This is a genomic window from Pontivivens insulae, from assembly GCF_900302495.1.
Taxonomy (GTDB): domain Bacteria; phylum Pseudomonadota; class Alphaproteobacteria; order Rhodobacterales; family Rhodobacteraceae; genus Pontivivens; species Pontivivens insulae.
This window is the reverse complement of sequence record NZ_OMKW01000002.1, coordinates 947,018-963,465: the sequence shown is the minus strand read 5'-3', so window position 1 is coordinate 963,465 and position 16,448 is coordinate 947,018. Positions and strand designations below refer to the sequence as shown.

The 16,448-nt window shown below is 61.1% G+C and carries 15 protein-coding genes; 7 read left to right on the top strand and 8 right to left on the bottom strand.

What is annotated here, in order from left to right:
• Nucleotides 1-107: 107 nt before the first annotated feature.
• A complete protein-coding gene (locus tag POI8812_RS10220) occupies nt 108-980 on the top strand; it encodes a LysR family transcriptional regulator (RefSeq protein WP_108782433.1) in 873 nt (290 codons plus the stop codon).
• A 33-nt stretch (nt 981-1,013) separates the two neighbouring features.
• On the opposite strand, the gene POI8812_RS10215 is transcribed toward POI8812_RS10220, so the two are convergent.
• Nucleotides 1,014-1,976 carry an NADPH:quinone oxidoreductase family protein gene (locus POI8812_RS10215; RefSeq protein ID WP_108782432.1) on the bottom strand — a complete coding sequence of 321 codons (963 nt, stop codon included), beginning with the start codon at nt 1,974-1,976 and terminating at the stop codon, nt 1,014-1,016.
• Between the two features lie 63 nt (nt 1,977-2,039).
• On the opposite strand from POI8812_RS10215, the gene POI8812_RS10210 reads away from it, so the two are divergent.
• Nucleotides 2,040-3,080 carry a DUF2332 domain-containing protein gene (locus POI8812_RS10210; RefSeq protein WP_162844993.1) on the top strand — a complete coding sequence of 347 codons (1,041 nt, stop codon included), beginning with the start codon at nt 2,040-2,042 and terminating at the stop codon, nt 3,078-3,080.
• A gap of 16 nt (nt 3,081-3,096) precedes the next feature.
• A complete protein-coding gene (ygfZ, locus tag POI8812_RS10205; RefSeq protein ID WP_108782430.1) occupies nt 3,097-3,852 on the top strand; it encodes a CAF17-like 4Fe-4S cluster assembly/insertion protein YgfZ in 756 nt (251 codons plus the stop codon).
• Here ygfZ and POI8812_RS10200 read toward each other — a convergent pair.
• From POI8812_RS10200 to POI8812_RS10190, 3 genes are all read right to left on the bottom strand, one after another.
• Nucleotides 3,849-4,457 carry a type VI secretion system-associated protein TagO gene (locus POI8812_RS10200; protein ID WP_108782429.1) on the bottom strand — a complete coding sequence of 203 codons (609 nt, stop codon included), beginning with the start codon at nt 4,455-4,457 and terminating at the stop codon, nt 3,849-3,851. The genes ygfZ and POI8812_RS10200 overlap by 4 nt on opposite strands.
• Nucleotides 4,457-5,248, bottom strand: coding sequence for an inositol monophosphatase family protein (locus POI8812_RS10195; RefSeq protein WP_108782428.1), 792 nt, complete (start codon nt 5,246-5,248; stop codon nt 4,457-4,459). Before POI8812_RS10195 ends, POI8812_RS10200 begins: the two co-directional genes overlap by 1 nt.
• A gap of 97 nt (nt 5,249-5,345) precedes the next feature.
• Nucleotides 5,346-5,546: a hypothetical protein gene (locus POI8812_RS10190; protein WP_108782427.1), complete on the bottom strand. Its 201-nt coding sequence runs from the start codon at nt 5,544-5,546 to the stop codon at nt 5,346-5,348.
• A gap of 141 nt (nt 5,547-5,687) precedes the next feature.
• On the opposite strand from POI8812_RS10190, the gene POI8812_RS10185 reads away from it, so the two are divergent.
• Nucleotides 5,688-6,533 carry a YHYH protein gene (locus POI8812_RS10185; protein ID WP_245895341.1) on the top strand — a complete coding sequence of 282 codons (846 nt, stop codon included), beginning with the start codon at nt 5,688-5,690 and terminating at the stop codon, nt 6,531-6,533.
• Nucleotides 6,534-6,608: 75 nt separating this feature from the next.
• Here the strand turns inward: POI8812_RS10185 and efp are convergent, their stop codons facing one another.
• From efp to POI8812_RS10170, 3 genes are all read right to left on the bottom strand, one after another.
• Complete coding sequence (gene efp / locus POI8812_RS10180) at nt 6,609-7,172, bottom strand: elongation factor P (protein ID WP_108782426.1); 564 nt, start codon at nt 7,170-7,172, stop codon at nt 6,609-6,611.
• Nucleotides 7,173-7,284: 112 nt separating this feature from the next.
• The gene (locus tag POI8812_RS10175; protein WP_108782425.1) at nt 7,285-8,997 is read right to left on the bottom strand and encodes an ATP-binding protein; all 1,713 of its coding nucleotides are present in this window, start codon (nt 8,995-8,997) and stop codon (nt 7,285-7,287) included.
• A gap of 126 nt (nt 8,998-9,123) precedes the next feature.
• Nucleotides 9,124-10,209, bottom strand: a complete 1,086-nt coding sequence (locus POI8812_RS10170) for an Mrp/NBP35 family ATP-binding protein (protein WP_108782424.1) — start codon at nt 10,207-10,209, stop codon at nt 9,124-9,126.
• Between the two features lie 319 nt (nt 10,210-10,528).
• On the opposite strand from POI8812_RS10170, the gene POI8812_RS10165 reads away from it, so the two are divergent.
• From POI8812_RS10165 to POI8812_RS10155, 3 genes are all read left to right on the top strand, one after another.
• Nucleotides 10,529-11,794 (top strand): DEAD/DEAH box helicase, encoded by a 1,266-nt coding sequence (locus tag POI8812_RS10165; protein WP_211310423.1) that lies wholly within the window; start codon nt 10,529-10,531, stop codon nt 11,792-11,794.
• Nucleotides 11,795-11,932: 138 nt separating this feature from the next.
• Nucleotides 11,933-13,084 carry an MFS transporter gene (locus tag POI8812_RS10160; RefSeq protein WP_108782423.1) on the top strand — a complete coding sequence of 384 codons (1,152 nt, stop codon included), beginning with the start codon at nt 11,933-11,935 and terminating at the stop codon, nt 13,082-13,084.
• Nucleotides 13,081-15,084: a hydantoinase/oxoprolinase N-terminal domain-containing protein gene (locus tag POI8812_RS10155; protein WP_108782422.1), complete on the top strand. Its 2,004-nt coding sequence runs from the start codon at nt 13,081-13,083 to the stop codon at nt 15,082-15,084. Before POI8812_RS10160 ends, POI8812_RS10155 begins: the two co-directional genes overlap by 4 nt.
• Here the strand turns inward: POI8812_RS10155 and POI8812_RS10150 are convergent.
• Nucleotides 15,081-16,253 (bottom strand): pyridoxal phosphate-dependent aminotransferase, encoded by a 1,173-nt coding sequence (locus tag POI8812_RS10150; protein WP_108782421.1) that lies wholly within the window; start codon nt 16,251-16,253, stop codon nt 15,081-15,083. The two genes, POI8812_RS10155 and POI8812_RS10150, sit on opposite strands and share 4 nt — an antisense overlap.
• Nucleotides 16,254-16,448: the final 195 nt, after the last annotated feature.

The following is a 16,448-nucleotide window of genomic DNA, read 5'->3' as shown; positions in this document are numbered from 1 at the left end:
TTGCGAATGTATTGCGCATTTCATATCGTTGATGGTGATTGATTTAGAGACTCACTTCACGTAACACAAACGAATGAATGTGAAGTGATACATCACGGGAGGTGATGATGCCCCGCAATCTCGATATGACAGCCCTCCGGTCATTTGTGACCGTTGCAGAATGCGGCGGGGTCACGCGCGCCGCCGGTCAGCTGCATCTGACACAGAGTGCCGTATCCATGCAGATCAAGCGGTTGGAGGAGTCTCTGGGCCAGCCGCTCCTCGATCGGTCCGGTCGGGGCGTCGCGCTCAGCGCTCAGGGGGAGCAGCTGTTGGGCTACGGACGGCGGATCCTACGTCTGAATGACGAAGTCTGGAGCCGGATGACGCATTCTGATTACGAAGGCGAAATTGTTTTCGGCGTCCCGCACGACATCGTCTATCCCCATGTTCCATTGATCCTGCAGCGTTTCGCCGTCGATTATCCCCGCGTGAAGGTAACGCTGATTTCATCCTACACCCGTGGCCTCAAGGCTCAAATGGCGCGGGGTGAGGTTGATCTGATCCTCACCACCGAGCAGGACGTGGACGCAGGGGGCGTGACACTGGCCAGCAAGCAGCTGGAATGGGTTGGCGCACCAAACGGTCAGGCGTGGAAGCAACGGCCGCTGCGCTTAGCCTTCGAATATGCCTGCATTTTCCGCGCGGGTGTGCAGGTGGCGCTCGATTCAGCGGACGTCCCGTGGGAGATGGCCGTTGAGAGCGACTCGACACGTACGGTGGAGGCCAGTGTCTCGGCCGATCTTGCAGTACATGCCGTCGTGAGCGGATCGACACCGCCCTATATGGAAGCGGTGCGGCATGGCGGGGCGTTGCCGCAGCTGCCAGAGATCAACATCAATATGTACGTCGCAAAGGGTGCCAATGCGGAATTGGCGGGGCACCTCGCCCGGGCTGTGCGTGGCGCTTATGGAGGTCCAACCGCTGTCGCGGCAGAGTAATGTGGGCGCCTGACAGGCGCCCGCCAACCCAATCTAGCCCATCGTCACAACGACTTTTCCCGTCGCTTTACGGGTGGTCAGCAGGTCAAGGGCGTCATTCGCATCCGCCAATGGAATCTGATGGCTGACATGCGGCTTCAGCTTGCCAGCCATGTGCCACTGGAAGAGCTGCATGAAGCTGTTGGCCAGGACTTCAGGTTTGAACTTCGAGTAGGCACCCCAATAGAAGCCGTGAACAGTCAGGTTCTTCACCAAAAGGATATTGGCTGGGATCTGCGGCACATCACCGGATGCAAAGCCGAGCGGCAGTAAACGAGCCTCTGGGTTGCACGCCCTCATCGCAGCTTTGAACTGATCTCCCCCAACCGGGTCATAAACAACATCAGCACCACCAAGTGATTTTACGACCTCGCGAATATCGTCGGTGTCGCTGTCGATCAGATGATCCGCGCCGGTCTGCTTGGCAATCTCCAGCTTCGCCGCGCCGCGCGCGCAGGCAATGACGTTTGCCCCCATCAGCTTTCCGATTTCGATGGCGGTCAGCCCGACCCCGCCCGCAGCACCCAACACCAGCAGGTTCTCACCTTCTTTCAGGCGCGCGCGGTAGTCGAGCCCGACATGGGAGGTGCCATAGGCCACCAAAAAGGCCGCAACCTCCGCATCGCTCATATTTGGCGGGACGGGCACGCAGGCTGCAGCAGGTGCGGTTGCCACCTCGGCAAAACCACCTGATCCGCAGAGCGCCGCAACCCGCGTGCCGGGTTTGAGGCCCTTTACGCCTTCGCCGACCGCCTCAACCGTGCCGCAGATTTCCATACCGGGCGCAAAGGGCAACGGTGGGCGCTCCTGATAGGTGCCCTTGACCATCAACGTATCGCCAAAATTCACACCGCATGCGGCAACGCGGATGGAGACTTCACCCTTTCCCGGTGTCGGAGCGTCGACGTCAACCAGCTGTAAAGGCTGGCCAAGTTCTGTAATCTGCATCGCTTTCATGGTCGTGCTCCCTTATGTTCTGCGCAAACTCTAGGCCCATGCGCCTTGGGGGAAAGGGCCAACGTGACGTCAGCGGCAATATTGGATCATTTTCGGGCGCAGGGCGATATCTGCACAAATCTTGGCAGTCCTTTCACGGGAAATCTCTGCCATATACTGGCGGATCTGTTGCCGATGAGCGATGCGCCCGTTGCCAAGACTGTCTTGAGTTTCAGCGCCGATCCACGGGACGCCGCTCTCGCATTGCGCTTGTGTGGCGGCCTGCATGCCCTGAGTTGGCGGGACGATCGGTTGGCCGAGGTCTACCCGCCCAATGGTGTACCTCCGCATATCTTGCGCCAGCGGGTGAGCGCTGCCCTTTTTGATGAGGCATTGCAGGATTGGCTGAAAGCCGCACCGCAGACGAATGAGGTCGCACGCTCTGGTGTCTTGTTGGGGGGCTTGCTCACCATCGCTGCCCGGAATGGCGCTCTGAACCTGTATGAGATTGGATCAAGCGCGGGGCTGAACCTATTCCCGGAAAAGTATCGCTATGACTTCGGCGGTGGACGCCATTGGGGCGCGCCAGACGCTACGGTTACGCTGGAATGTGAGTGGTCCGGCGCGCCTCCCGCGTTCGACATACCGCTTGAGATCATGGACCGGGCCGGATCTGACCTCTCACCCATCGACGCATCCAATCCGCAGGCTGCCGCCCGAATGCTCGCCTATATCTGGCCCGATCAGCCACAGCGTCTGGCTCGCGCTAGGGCAGCGCTTGCCCTCGTGGGTGCAGCTCGTCCGCCCATTGCGACCGCTGGGGCGGCCGAATGGCTCGCATCAATCGCCCCGGAAATTCAAAACGCATCCGCCCATCCGGTCATCTTCCACTCTGTGATGTGGGGATACCTGTCAGACGTGGAGCGCAGGGCCGTCGCCACGCAGTTGGCTGAGCTTGGCCGGACAAGGCCTCTCTCTTGGCTGCGTCTTGAGCTCGACGACCGGTCGGACAGCGCCACGGTTCAGCTGACGGAGTGGCCGACAGGCGACACCGTCGAACTTGCGCGCGCAGATTTTCACGGAAGGTGGGCGCGGTGGCATCCGTCCCCTATATCGATCGCATGATGCGAGGAGCTTCCCGATGACACATGCGCTCAGCAACCGAACGATCCTGCGACTGACCGGCGGGGATGTGATCGATTTCCTGCAAGGGCTGGTCACCAATGATGTGTCCAAACTGCAAGATGCGCCTGTCTGGGCGGCGATCCTTACACCGCAGGGGAAATACCTCTGCGATTTCTTCCTGATCGCACAAGGGGACGCCGTCTTGCTGGATGTGCAGAGCGATCAGGCCGCTGGTTTGGCGCGGCGCCTGACGATGTATCGGCTGCGTGCGGATGTTCAGATCACGCCGACAGATATGTCGGTTGCGGCACTGGATCAGCCCGTCGAAGACGCGATTGCCGATCCGCGGGACCCGCGCATGGGATGGCGGCTTTATGGTGCGTCGGTCAGCGAAGGCATGACGCGCGCAGACTATGACGCGCGCCGTGTCGCCTATCTTGTGCCAGAGACCGGGATCGAGCTGGTCCCGGATGAAAGCTACATTCTGGAGTCAGGGTTCGAGCGATTGAACGGCGTCGATTTCCGCAAAGGATGCTATGTGGGGCAAGAAGTGACTGCGCGCATGAAGCACAAGACCGAGCTGCGCAAGGGCCTCTCACGGGTGTCTGTGGAGGGACCTGCACCTTCATCGGGAACCCCGATCACGGCGGGGGAGAAGGCTGTAGGAACGCTCTTCACCGTTTCGGGCAATGAAGGCCTCGCTCATCTGCGCTTCGATCGCGCAACGGGCGACATGCAGGCGGGTGAGGCAGTCTTGCGGCGGATCGACTAGCCGTCAAAGGACCAGCCGCATGCCGCAGCGATCGGTCGGGCCGCCGTTTCCAAACCGGTCAAAGCAAACTCCGCCTCCAGCGGTTCACCGTCATAGGGCGTGATGCGCGCGATCAGCCGATCACTCTCCGACAATCGGCGCAGCAGGCGTCCGCCCCATTCAGGTGTGAATGTCGCTTCTTGTATATCCGAGAGGGGCCATTCGCCACGTTCGGCGGGGCCATCATCCAGCTTGATTTCAACCTCTTTCCAAAGATCGGGCAGGGTTCCGCCATCTTGTCCCAGAAATTGGTTCCAGTGGATGAACATCTCCGTCGTGTCGTTGCGACATCTTGCGATCAGAAGGATCGGTCGGTCAAAAGCCGCACGCCCGCGCACGGCCTCCAGGCTGATCGTAATATTGTTTGGCGATCCCGGCTCTATTTCCATCCGCCAAGCGCTTTGCGCAGGCGCAATGGCAAAGCGCGGGGAAATAGCATCATAGCACTCCAGCCGGTCCAGCCGACTTTCTATGCCAAGGCAGGTTTGAACGGCACCCCGCAACGCGGCCTCATCAGCCTTGGCGGGCAGGGCGGCGGCAAAGACAATCCCTGCCAGCCAACGCATCACTGGTTGCGGATGATCTTGGTGAAGCGTTCGTGAACCGCTTCGTTCGAAACGATGACGGAGCCACTTTCGAGGATGCTCTCATCCTCTTCGATCGGGGCCTGAAGCCCGCCGGCCTCTTTCACGAGCACCAGCCCGGCCGCGATGTCCCAAGCATTCAGCGACCGCTCCCAATATCCATCATATCGCCCCGCAGCCACATAAGCCAAATCGAGCGACGCCGCACCCCAGCGACGGACACCGGCGCAATGCGGCATCAAACGGCCCAGATCTTTCAAGGTTTCGGGAAGATCGCCCTTCGTCGCAAAGGGCACGCCGGTCGCAAAGACCATTTCGATCATGTCACGCCGACCGCTGACCCGGATGCGACGGTCGTTAAGCCAGGCGCCGTTGCCCTTCTCGGCCACGAACATCTCATCCTTCACCGGATCGTAGACAACGCCAGCCACGATTTCCTTCTTATGCTCAAGGGCAATGGAAATCGCCCAATGGGGCATGCCGTGCAGAAAATTCGTGGTGCCGTCGAGCGGGTCGACGATCCAGCGACGGGTCGGGTCCGCGCCCTTGACCTCGGCGCTCTCCTCTCCCAACCAGCCATAGTTGGGACGCCCTTCCATCAGCTCCTGCCGAATGATCTCTTCCGCTTTCATGTCGGCCTTCGAAACGAAGTCACCGGCACTCTTCATGGAAACCTGCAGGTTCTCCACCTCGCCGAAATCCCGAACGAGCCCGCGTGCCGCTTTGCGGGCGGCTTTGATCATCAGATTGATATTTGCGGATGCTACGGACATGGGACTACCTGCGATGGAGTGGACGGGCGGGGCGTAACGCTCAGCCGATCAATATGCAAGGGCAGATAGCGCCACACGGGGTTGCGCAATACGCAGATCAACCGCGATTGGGCGCGGGCGCAGGTAGAATGGCAACCGTCTCGGTTTCCGGGACAACCCCGATGACTGGTGCTTCCGTCATCGCGATCACGTTGAAGACGTGCACCTCTTCCACCGGAGCGGGACGCGCCAATATGGCAATCAGGGCAATCCCAAACGCGGCAAATCCCAGACCGACCATAATATTTTCACTCAACATCGCATGCCTCCTTGGATGAACAACTCCAACCAACCACGGAATGGTTTGAAAGAAGTTTCAAACGATCTGACATTTCTGCGACGGAAGATGCGCAGCGGTCCGTATCACAGGCAAATCACCGCTAAGAATGAGGCCAATGCCATGATGACCACTCTTAAGACCCACGCCCGCATCCTGGCAGGAACTCTGCTTGTCGCCGCGTGCACAGGGGCCGTCGGCGCCAGCATCGCCCGCTCCGACATTGTCCAGCAGGGCGGGGAGATTTGCGTTCTGTCAAATGGCATTCCAGACCATGAAACGGGAACCTTCCCGAACGCTGGCAACCCACATTCGATTTCCGTTCAAGATCATGAGTATTGTGTAGACGCGACGCCAACCCGAGGGACGACCGCGCAGCAATCTGGCGGAACCGTCGGGATCGCTTTGAACGGCATCCCGATCCGCCCCGGAACCGCAGATTGGTATGATGCGAGCAGCCCGCGCGGCCATTCTCGGGATCGTTCGTCGGGCTGGAACCTTGAGGGGATGGGGTCAGCGGATCTTCTGGGCATCGACGCGGCGGGGGCACATGTCGACAATCAAGGCATCTATCACTACCACGGCCCGTCCGATGTCCTGATGGCTGGCATGGACGGTACGCATCTTGGCTATGCGGCAGACGGGTTCGAAATCCACTATGTCAGCAGTGCGATGACGTCGAGCTGGCAACTCAAATCCGGAACGCGCCCGTCTGAGCCCTTCGGCGCCTATGATGGCAGTTATGTCGAGGATTGGGAGTATGTTTCGGGTTCGGGCGACCTCGATCAGTGCAATGGCGGATATCTGAATGGGGAATTCGTCTACTTCGCGACCGACACCTACCCCTTCTTTCCCCGCTGCTTCTGGGGAGAGATCTCTACGAACTTTGCACAAGGTGGCGGCGGCGCGGCGGCAGTGGGATTACAACCGGGCCAACCGCCGCGCGGTCCGGCGCCACGACGCCTCTGAATGAACCGTGGGTGAAACGGAAAAGGCCGCTCTCCATTTGGAAAGCGGCCTTTTGCTTTTCTGACGCGTCCTGGATTAGGCGCGTTCAACATATTCCATGGTTTCCGTGGACACCACGATGCTCTCATCCTGTGCAACGAAAGGTGGCACCATGACCCGGACACCATTGTCGAGCACGGCGGGCTTGAAGGAGTTCGCGGCCGTCTGACCTTTCACCACAGGCTCGGTTTCCACGATCTGGCAGGTCACACGTTCTGGCAGGGACGCGTTCAGCGCCTCGCTTTCGTAATATTCCAGCTGGATGGTCATGCCGTCCTGCAAGAACGGGCGTCGATCGCCGAGGATATCGGCAGGAATTTCGACCTGTTCGAACGTCTCGCTGTCCATGAAAACGAGCATGCCGTCGGTTTCGTAAAGAAATTGCTGGTCTTTCTGTTCCAGCCGCACACGCTCGACCTTGTCCGCAGACCGGAAGCGTTCGTTCAGCTTCGAGCCATTGCGCAGGTTTTTCATTTCGACTTGAGCGAACGCGCCACCCTTACCGGGTTTCACGTGGCCGACCTTTACGGCGACCCAAAGACCGCCATTATGCTCCAACACGTTGCCGGGGCGAATTTCGTTACCGTTGATCTTGGCCATACGCTTCTGTCCTGATGAAAACTCTGCTTTCCGGCGCCTATACAGCGCGGGGGCTGTTTCGTGCAAGGGCGCTGAAAGCTGTCTTCATTTTTCCCGAAAGGCGCCGTGGCGCTTACGCAGCAAGATCGCGCACCAGCCCTTCGAGCATGCGTGGCGTCAACGGTTTGACCAGAACATCCCGCGCGCCCAGATTGCGCGCCCGCTCGATCTCCCGCTCTGTGGCTCCGGCTGTGATCATCACAATCGGCGGCACCCGTCCCTTGCCATTTGCCAACCGCTCCAACACCCAAAGGCCATTATTGCCCGGCATGTGGATGTCGAGCAGAACCAGATTGAAGGCCTGATTGCGGATCAGCTCCAACGCCGTGTCAGCGTTCATCGCCTCGTCAACCTGGGCGCCAAGTGCCCGCATGTAAGTCGCGGCAACCATGAGGTTGGTCGGAACGTCGTCCACGATCAAAACGCGCATTCCCGCTGCGGGTTGCCCGCCCATCTGATCAATATCATCCGGTTCTTCCACGGCGGGGGCTGCGATCAGTGTCAGAGTGAAGACCGTCCCGGAGTTCTCCAAAGACTTAAAGCGCAGGTCGCCGCCCATCAGCCGTGCAAGCTGCCGTGTGATGGTCAGGCCCAAGCCAGTTCCGCCGAAGGATTTGCTGATCGCCTCATCAGCCTGCCCGAACGCACGAAACACCCTGTCGGCTGCATCTGCGGACATGCCAATGCCCGTATCCGTGACGTCGATGATTAGCTTTGTGTCGCCCGACTCGTGCGGTTCAGCGCGGACGGATACGCTGACCTCTCCGTCAGATGTGAATTTGATCGCGTTCGAGATCAGATTGGTGACGCATTGGCGAAGCCGCTGCGCATCCACCATGACACGATCAGGCACGCCTGGCTCAATCGAAAGGCGCAGGGTCAGGCCCTTACCTTGAGCCATCGGGGCCCACAGCCTGTGAAGCCCGTCGAAAATCTCGCTAAGGCTCTGCGCGGATGGGGTGACGGGCATCTGATTGGCTTCGAGCCGCGAAACATCAAGCACATCATTGAGCAGTTCCAACAAGGTGCCGCCGGAATGCGAGATGGTTTCGATCTTGCGGCGCTGACCGGCTGTCAGCTCGGTTGTCTTCAGGATTTCCGCCATGCCCAGAATTGCGTTGAGCGGCGTGCGCACCTCGTGGCTCACATTGGCCAGGAAGGCTGTCTTGCTTTCGCTGATGCGCCGCGCTTCGTCGCGGGCTTCGCGCATTCGGGCCAACATGTCCTGAAACAGGCGCATCGCCACGATCACCAGAACGGTGGAAAACAGGATCGCATAACCTTGCCGCGTCGCGATCATGATGACCTCACCGGGATCCGAAACCGTGCGCACATTGGGCAGGCGGGTGATGTCCAGGATCGCGATACTGACGACGAGCGCGGTTGCCAGCCCGGCAATCACCAACAGGCCACGCAGGCTATAGAGCATGCCTGCGACACATACGAAAATCGGCAGATAGCTGATGAATCCGAAGGCGACACCGGCCGCAGGGTCGAGAGAGATCAGCAAGACCACGGCAAAGGTGATCGCGAAAAACGAGTCCCGCACAATCTCGACCGACAATCCGACCCGAAAAAGCACCGGGATTATCAAATAGATAAGGGAGCCGATCAGAACAGGTAGAACCGCGTTCTGATCCTGCTGCAATCCAAAGACCAGCAGGATCGAAATCAGCGATGTGGTGATGGAGATTGTGACAGAGGACAGGATGAGAATACGCCGCCCGAAGCGCAAGCGCTGCGAGTTGAACCCCTCCGTCCCGACCTGTTCACGTTCCACCGTCACGCTGGTGCCTTCCCCCAAAAGTCATCAAGCCACAGCATCAACCTTGCGCCGCATTGTGGCAATCTTTGGGCCTGATCTCGTTCATTTTTGACAACCCGAAGTTGCAATCGCGCGGGATCGGACAGATCAGACCAGACCGCCTTCAATCAGACGTTGCGCCATGCCCTGAAATATGGCGGCGTGCTGACCGTCGGGATCCGCCGCTGTAATCGGCGCGCCGCCATCGCCCGCCTCGCGGATCGACATGTCGAGCGGTACGGCGCCAAGATACGGGATGCGCAGCTTCTCGGCCTCGGCCTTCGCGCCGCCATTGCCGAAGATATGGCTTTCGTGACCACATTTCGGGCAGATATGCGTGCTCATATTCTCGATCATTCCAAGCACCGGTGTCTTGGTCTTGGAGAACATGTTCAACGCCTTGCGCGCGTCGAGCAGCGCAATGTCCTGCGGCGTGCTGACGACGATCGCGCCGGTCAGTTCGGCTTTCTGGGCCAGCGTAAGCTGCACGTCGCCTGTTCCCGGCGGCAGATCAACGATCAGCACATCCAGATCGCCCCATTGCACCTGTCCCAGAAATTGCTGCAAGGCCCCCATCAACATCGGGCCACGCCAGATGACCGCTTCGTCATCGGCCAGCATGAAGCCGATGGACATGACAGTGACCCCGTGCGCGCGCAGGGGAATAATGGTCTGCCCATCGTCGCCTGCACCCGGGCGCCCGGAGATGCCCAGCATTCGCGGTTGAGAGGGACCATAGACATCCGCATCCAGCAGTCCGACACGCTTGCCTTGCTGGGCAAGTGCCACGGCCAGATTTGAGGACACGGTCGATTTGCCAACGCCGCCTTTGCCTGAGGCAATCGCGATGATGCGATTGACGCCCGTAACCTTCTGTGGCCCAGCCTGCTGGGTCGGGTGACGGCCAATTTTCAGGTCTGGCGGCGGCGCAGCCTTGGGCGCGCTCCCATCATTGTGCGCAGTCAGCAGGACAGAGGCCTTGGCCGCGCCGAGCGTCTTTGCAACCTGTTCTGCTGCGGCCCGCTGACGTTCGGCCCGCGCAGCAAGCTCCGCCGGCATTTCAAGCAGGAACCGAACCGCGTCGCCGTCGATGGTGATTGCCCGCACGCGGTCGTTCGATACGAGATTTCCGGAACCTGACGGGTCGGGAATATCGGAAAGGGCCGCAATCAGCGCGTCTTTGGTCAGGGCCATCGGAAGGGTCTCCACATATCTATCTGCTGTGACAAGTCGGCCAATCGGGCCTGCGGTGCAAGGGGAAAGGGTTGCTTTTTGCACCGCAGCACATTAGGTCGCATCCAACCGTATTCGTGGGGATCAGTGTCCTCGCGCCGTGGGTCGGTTCCACGGGAACCTCTTTCGCCCCGCTTGTGCGGGACGCACCAGACCCTTCGCGATGGCGCAACGCGCCCGGCGGCCAACGGCCCCAGACCGATCATCGCTTTATGAATTGCCGCACCGGATGCGCCCGGCTTTGCGGATCGCCACATGTCTTGTGGCCTTAGGACTGAATTTGACCGATTTGACCTTTGCAAGCTTCGGGCTTGCGCAACCGATCACAAATGCACTGGCCCGCACGGGTTTTGACACACCGACGCCGATTCAGGCGCAGGCCATCGGGCCGCAACTGGAAGGACGCGACATTCTGGGGCTTGCCCAGACAGGAACCGGGAAGACGGCAGCTTTCGCCCTGCCCATCCTGCATCACTTGCTTGGCCTTCAGGGACGCCCGACGCCGGGAACGGCGCGCGCGCTTGTCCTGGCCCCAACACGCGAACTGGCGGTGCAAATCCAGGATGAGTTTCGTCGCTTCGCCGGCGGCGCGCGGATTTCCACCTGCCTTGTCCTCGGCGGAACCAGCCGCGGCGGTCAGGTCCGTCAGCTCAGCCGCGGTGTCGACGTTCTGATCGCAACACCGGGGCGCCTTCTCGACCTCGTTGATGACCGCAAGGTCCGTCTTGATGAGGTACGCTGGGTCGTGCTGGATGAGGCGGACCGCATGCTCGACATGGGTTTTGTAAAGCCGGTCAAGCGGATCGTATCTATGCTGCATCCGCGCCGCCAATCGGCGCTGTTCTCGGCAACGATGCCAGAGGAAGTATCGGGCCTTGCCCACAGCTTCCTAAAGGATCCTGTTCGGGTAGAGGTGGCGCCCCAATCGACCGTGGTCACGAAAATCGAGCAGAGCGCGGAATTGCTTGAAGGCCCCAAGAAACGGGCGCGCCTCGCTCAGATCGTCTCGGGCGAAGGTGTGGAGCGGGCCATCGTATTTGCCCGCACCAAGCGCGGTGCGGACCGCGTCGCTCAAAACCTCGTCAAGGACGGGATTGGAGCGGACGCGATCCACGGCAACAAGGCGCAGAACGCCCGGCAGAAAGCGCTTAACAATTTCAAGCACGGCACGATCCGCGTGCTTGTCGCTACGGATATTGCAGCACGTGGTATAGACGTGAAAGGCATCAGCCACGTCGTGAACTTTGATCTGCCCGATGAGCCTGAAAACTACGTTCACCGCATTGGGCGAACCGGTCGGAATGGTGCGGACGGCATCGCGATCAGCCTCGTGGCACCGGATGAGGTGAAGAAGCTGCGCGCGGTTGAGCGTATCACTGGGGAGAAACTCTTGCCCGGCTCTGTCCAGGGAGAGGAAAGCCGCAAGCCCCAGCGCAATCGCCGTGGCAACGGGCCAGCCAATCCGAACGCAAAGCGCCGTCCGAACCGACGGCGGCGCAACGCGGGCGGCCGAAATAAGCCGGGCAGCGCGTCCTCAGCTGCCTGAGATACTCCAAATCTGAACGGAAGGGGCCGCGCGATGACTATCGCGCGGCCCTTCTGCTGCAAGGATCATGTCGCGAACAGACAGCAATCGCGCCGGATGCGCATTGTCGCGGGGTTGAAGCCGGGCTAGCAGTGACCCATGACCACTGCGCTTTCTCCCCGCATTCAGGCAAGTTCCCTGTGCCTCGGCTATGTTGCCGCGGGGTTTTTCTGGGGCGGGCTGGCGGCCTCGATGCCCGATCTCAAGGCGATCAGTGCGCTCGGCGCGGCAGGGTTCGGCTGGCTTATGGGGGCGATCACAGTTGGGGGATTGCCCGCGCTGCTGATCTCCGGCTTTCTCATGCGCCGGTTTCAGCCGGTGATGTTGCCGGCGTCCCTTGCCCTGTTCGGCCTTGCCTGCCTGATCCTATCGCGCGCTGACGGCGCTGGCATGCTTGGCGTGGCGCTCGGCCTTGCCGGTGCTGCGTCCGGTGGGCTCGACATTGCGTTGAATATGCGAATCTCGATCCTGGAGAACGCGTATTCAATGCGGCTCTTCAATCTGGCGCATGGGATTTTCACCCTGTCGGTTGTCGCCGCGGCCCCGCTGGCGGGCGCGATCCGCGCTTTTGGCGGGGGCGTGGAGGAGGTGTTCACCCTGGTCGCGCTAAGCCTCGCACTTGCCGCGCTGATCGAAAACCGCGCCGGCGCGACAGCGCAAAGGGCCGCCGCTGCGACGCCGGCGTCGGGGATGCAGTTTGGCGCGATTGCCATTCTTCTGGGCCTGATCGCCGCCGCCGGTGCCTTCTCGGAACAGGCGGCGATGAGCTGGACCGTGCTTTACCTGGAAACGCTCTGGCTGGTTGAGCCGCTCCAATCGGCACTGGCACCAGCTGCCTTCATGCTGGGCATGAGTGGCGGACGGTTCATCGCGCATATGATTGAATTGCGGATACGGGCGCACCGCATTCTGCTTGCAGCCGGACTGATCGGCGGGCCGGCCTTCCTGTTGCTCTCAATGCTGCCATCGCTCCCGGTCACGGTTATGCTTTGTGCAATCATCGGCATTGCAGTTGGCCCCGTGGAACCAACCGTGTTTCGCATGGTCTCCCGTCGCATGTCGGACGCCGCGCGCGGGCCGGTGCTGGCTGGGGTCACGGCCCTGGCCTATGTCGGCTACCTGACGGCGTCCCCGCTCATGGGGACGATGGTAGGAGGGGCGGGGTGGGCCGCCGCCTGGACCATGCTTGCCATCGTCCTGCTCTGTGTAATTTTGCTGGTGCGCGCAGTGGGCGCGCGGGAGGCGACATGACCCTTCTCCTCGGGCTGGACACGGGCGGTACATATACCGACGCCGCGCTGATTGATGACACACGGCTCGGCGACGGCGCGGCTGCGGTGGTGGCGACGGCCAAGGCGCTGACGACCCGACAGGACCTTTCCATCGGGATCGGCAACGCGATCTCTGCTGTTTTGCAAAATTCCGGACGCAAGCCGGAGGAGATCGGCCTGGTCTCCTTATCTACAACCCTTGCCACCAATGCGCTGGTCGAGGGGCAGGGCGCCCCGACCGCGCTGGCCTTTGTTGGGTTCGGCCCAAAGGATCTGGACCGGGCAGGTCTCTCTGCGGCGCTGGGCTCTGATCCGGTCCTGCTTGGCGCGGGCGGCCACACATCGGGCGGTGGAGAGGCTGCACCGCTCGACATCGACAACATTCGTGATCAACTGTCTGAGGTGGCAGGGCAGGTCAGTGCCGTGGCTGTCGCATCCCTCTTCGCCGTGCGCAATCCGGCCCATGAAATTGCCTTGCGCGATATGATCCGCACTGAATTCGACCTTCCGGTGACCTGCTCCCACGAATTGAGCGCCCGGATCAACGGTCCCAAGCGTGCGCTGACGGCGTTGCTCAACGCGCGCCTCGTTTCCCTGATCGACCGGCTCGTGCAATCTGCGGAAACGTTGCTCTTGGCACGCGGTATTCATGCTCCTCTGATGGTCGTGCGCGGCGATGGTGCACTTATCTCGGCAGAGTTTGCCCGGACGCGACCGATTGAGACGATCCTGTCCGGACCGGCTGCCAGCCTTGTGGGTGCATCCTTCCTCACGGGTCAGCCCGATGCGATCGTTTCCGATATTGGCGGCACCACCACCGATGTCGCTCTGTTGTCGGATGGACGTCCTCGCATCGACCCGGATGGGGCAAAGGTCGGCGGGGCGCGCACAATGGTTGAGGCTGTGGCGATGCGCACCCACGGGCTGGGCGGGGACAGTCTCGTCGATTTGGAGCCGGGCGGTCTGATCCCGGCCCTCACGCTAGGGCCGCGGCGCGCGGTTCCGATCAGCCTGCTGACGCAGGAGCATCCGGTGGTTCTCGAACACCTGAAGGCGCAGCTGGAACGCGATCGTCCACTTGATACCGATGGCCGTTTCGTGCGTGTGATCTCTGCCGATCTTGCGCCCGCTGGCCCAATTCGCGACCTGCTGGAAGCGATCGGCGGTGAACCTGCTGCGCTGGAGGTTTTCGCGCTGCGACGCGGTGCAGACCGGCTGATCGGGCGGGCCGTTGCGACCGGGGCGGCGCAGATATGTGGGTTCACACCCTCTGACGCGGCGCATGTGCTGGGTCTTCACACAACATGGAATATCGAGGCGGCGCGGCTTGCCGCCCAACTTTTTGCCCGGCGGCGCGGCGGCAACGGCTTGGCCGTATTCCCGGATGCAAGTTCAGTTGCGCAGGCTGTGCTGGATCAGTTGGTGCGCCGATCAGCGCGTGCTGTGCTGGAAACGGCCGCGGCTGAAGATGGTTTCGATGCCGGGACGTTCGCGACATCCCTTCCGGTCGAAGCCGCACTGGACGGGCATCAGGGCCTTTTGACCCCGCGCATAGAACTCGGCGTGCCGCTGATTGGGATCGGCGCATCAGCTCCAGTCTACTATCCCAAAGTGGCGGCCAGACTGTCGGCTGTGGATGCCACGCCACGGCACGCAGATGTTGCAAACGCTGTTGGTGCGGTGGTCGGTCAGGTGCGGATCACACGCGAGGTCACGATCCTCGCCCCGGCCAGCGGTGGCTTTTCGGTGAATCTGCCCAGCGGGCCAGAGGTCTTTGCCGACGAAGCCGCCGCCCGGAGGCGGGCCGAAGATGTTTTGCGAGCCCGTCTTGCAGAAGAGATGGCGCAGGCCGGTGCGGCCAATGCTGTCTATTCCGTTGACATCGACCGGCGCACAGCAATGGTCGAGGAGGCGGAGAAGTTGATCGAGGCGACATTGCGCGTGACCGCAAGCGGTCGCCCCCGCAGAACGCTGGACTAAACCGCGAGTGCCCCTGCAAGACCAGCCAAAGTCCGCAATGCCGCGACAAGTGCGTCATCCTCTAGAGTCAGTGAGACACGCAGATGACCGGCGGCCGCTTGTCCGAACCCCTCGCCCGGCATGACGGCAATATGATGCTCTTCCAGCAGCTTGCGCGCGAATGCGATCCCGCTCAGCCCTGTTGGCCGGATATCCACCATCACATACATCGCCCCCTGAGGGGCTGAGAGGCGCAAGCCATTTGCGCCACGCAGAACGTCCACTGCCAGATCGCGACGGCTGCGATAGCGCGCGGTAGCCTCCGCTTCAATCGCGTCGCCCTCGGTCAGCGCAAAACACGCGGCTTCCTGAATAAATCCCGGTACGCCGTATGTGGTAGCGATGGCCAGTTCCCAGATGGCATTGACCACCTGTTCGGGTGCCAAAACCCAACCAAGGCGGAAACCTGTCATGATATGGCTCTTGGACATGGAGCCGATGACGATGGTGCGCTCGGCCATCCCTGGCAGCCCGCGCGGGGACAGGTGCTCTCCCTCCCAGATTTGACCATCATAGACTTCGTCCGAGATCAGCCAGACATCGTGGGCCTGACACAGCTCGGCAATCGCGTTGAGCGTGTCGCGGCTATAGACCGCGCCCGTCGGATTGTTGGGTGTGTTGAGCAAAAGCGCCCGGCATCCCGGCAGCTTCGCGGCCATGTCCTGCAAATCCGGTTGAAATCCGTTGTCCGGGTCAGCTTTCACGATGACAGGTGCGGCGCCTGCCGCTCGGATCGTGATCGGGTAGGTTGCGTAATAGGGGTCTATCATCACCACCTTGTCGCCGGGGTCGGTGACGGCCATCAGCGCTTCGAACAAGGCGAACTGCCCGCCGGGGGTGACAAAGACATTGCCCGCCACGGCTGCTGCCCCCGTGCGCAAGGTCGCGCGTTCAGCAATCGCGGCGCGCAATGGCGCCATCCCGGGGACCGACGCATACCCCGTATTGCCCTGTCGGGCTGCACCGGCCATGTGCGCAATGATCGGCTCTGGCGTTATGGTGTCATGATCCCCGATCGACAACATGGTCACGTCAATGCCTTCGGTGCGCATCTCCTGCGCGCGCTCGTAGATTTCCCAAGCGTTGCCAGCGGGTTCGGGGATCGCGCGGATACGGGATGACAGTTGCATGAGCACCTCCTGACGTGAAGCCGCACTCTGATCTGCTCAGGCTTGGCTGCGCAAGGGGTTGCGCGCCACGTCAAAGCGCGGATATGTATCGACACATGACGAACGCAAACATCATCTTCCGGATTTGCATTACCGCCTGACATATCGTCCGCGCGGGGTTTCGTCGTTTTCATCCGATCCATGACCTGATAGGCC

Bases quoted from the DNA above. Each gene is read 5' to 3' on its own strand.
- POI8812_RS10150 (WP_108782421.1), bottom strand. From the start codon at position 16,253: ATGCAACTGTCATCCCGTATCCGCGCGATCCCCGAACCCGCTGGCAAC.
- POI8812_RS10160 (WP_108782423.1), top strand. From the start codon at position 11,933: ATGACCACTGCGCTTTCTCCCCGCATTCAGGCAAGTTCCCTGTGCCTC.
- POI8812_RS10190 (WP_108782427.1), bottom strand. From the start codon at position 5,546: ATGTTGAGTGAAAATATTATGGTCGGTCTGGGATTTGCCGCGTTTGGG.
- ygfZ (WP_108782430.1), top strand. From the start codon at position 3,097: ATGACACATGCGCTCAGCAACCGAACGATCCTGCGACTGACCGGCGGG.
- POI8812_RS10185 (WP_245895341.1), top strand. From the start codon at position 5,688: ATGATGACCACTCTTAAGACCCACGCCCGCATCCTGGCAGGAACTCTG.
- POI8812_RS10220 (WP_108782433.1), top strand. From the start codon at position 108: ATGCCCCGCAATCTCGATATGACAGCCCTCCGGTCATTTGTGACCGTT.
- POI8812_RS10215 (WP_108782432.1), bottom strand. From the start codon at position 1,976: ATGAAAGCGATGCAGATTACAGAACTTGGCCAGCCTTTACAGCTGGTT.
- POI8812_RS10200 (WP_108782429.1), bottom strand. From the start codon at position 4,457: ATGCGTTGGCTGGCAGGGATTGTCTTTGCCGCCGCCCTGCCCGCCAAG.
- POI8812_RS10170 (WP_108782424.1), bottom strand. From the start codon at position 10,209: ATGGCCCTGACCAAAGACGCGCTGATTGCGGCCCTTTCCGATATTCCC.
- efp (WP_108782426.1), bottom strand. From the start codon at position 7,172: ATGGCCAAGATCAACGGTAACGAAATTCGCCCCGGCAACGTGTTGGAG.
- POI8812_RS10195 (WP_108782428.1), bottom strand. From the start codon at position 5,248: ATGTCCGTAGCATCCGCAAATATCAATCTGATGATCAAAGCCGCCCGC.
- POI8812_RS10155 (WP_108782422.1), top strand. From the start codon at position 13,081: ATGACCCTTCTCCTCGGGCTGGACACGGGCGGTACATATACCGACGCC.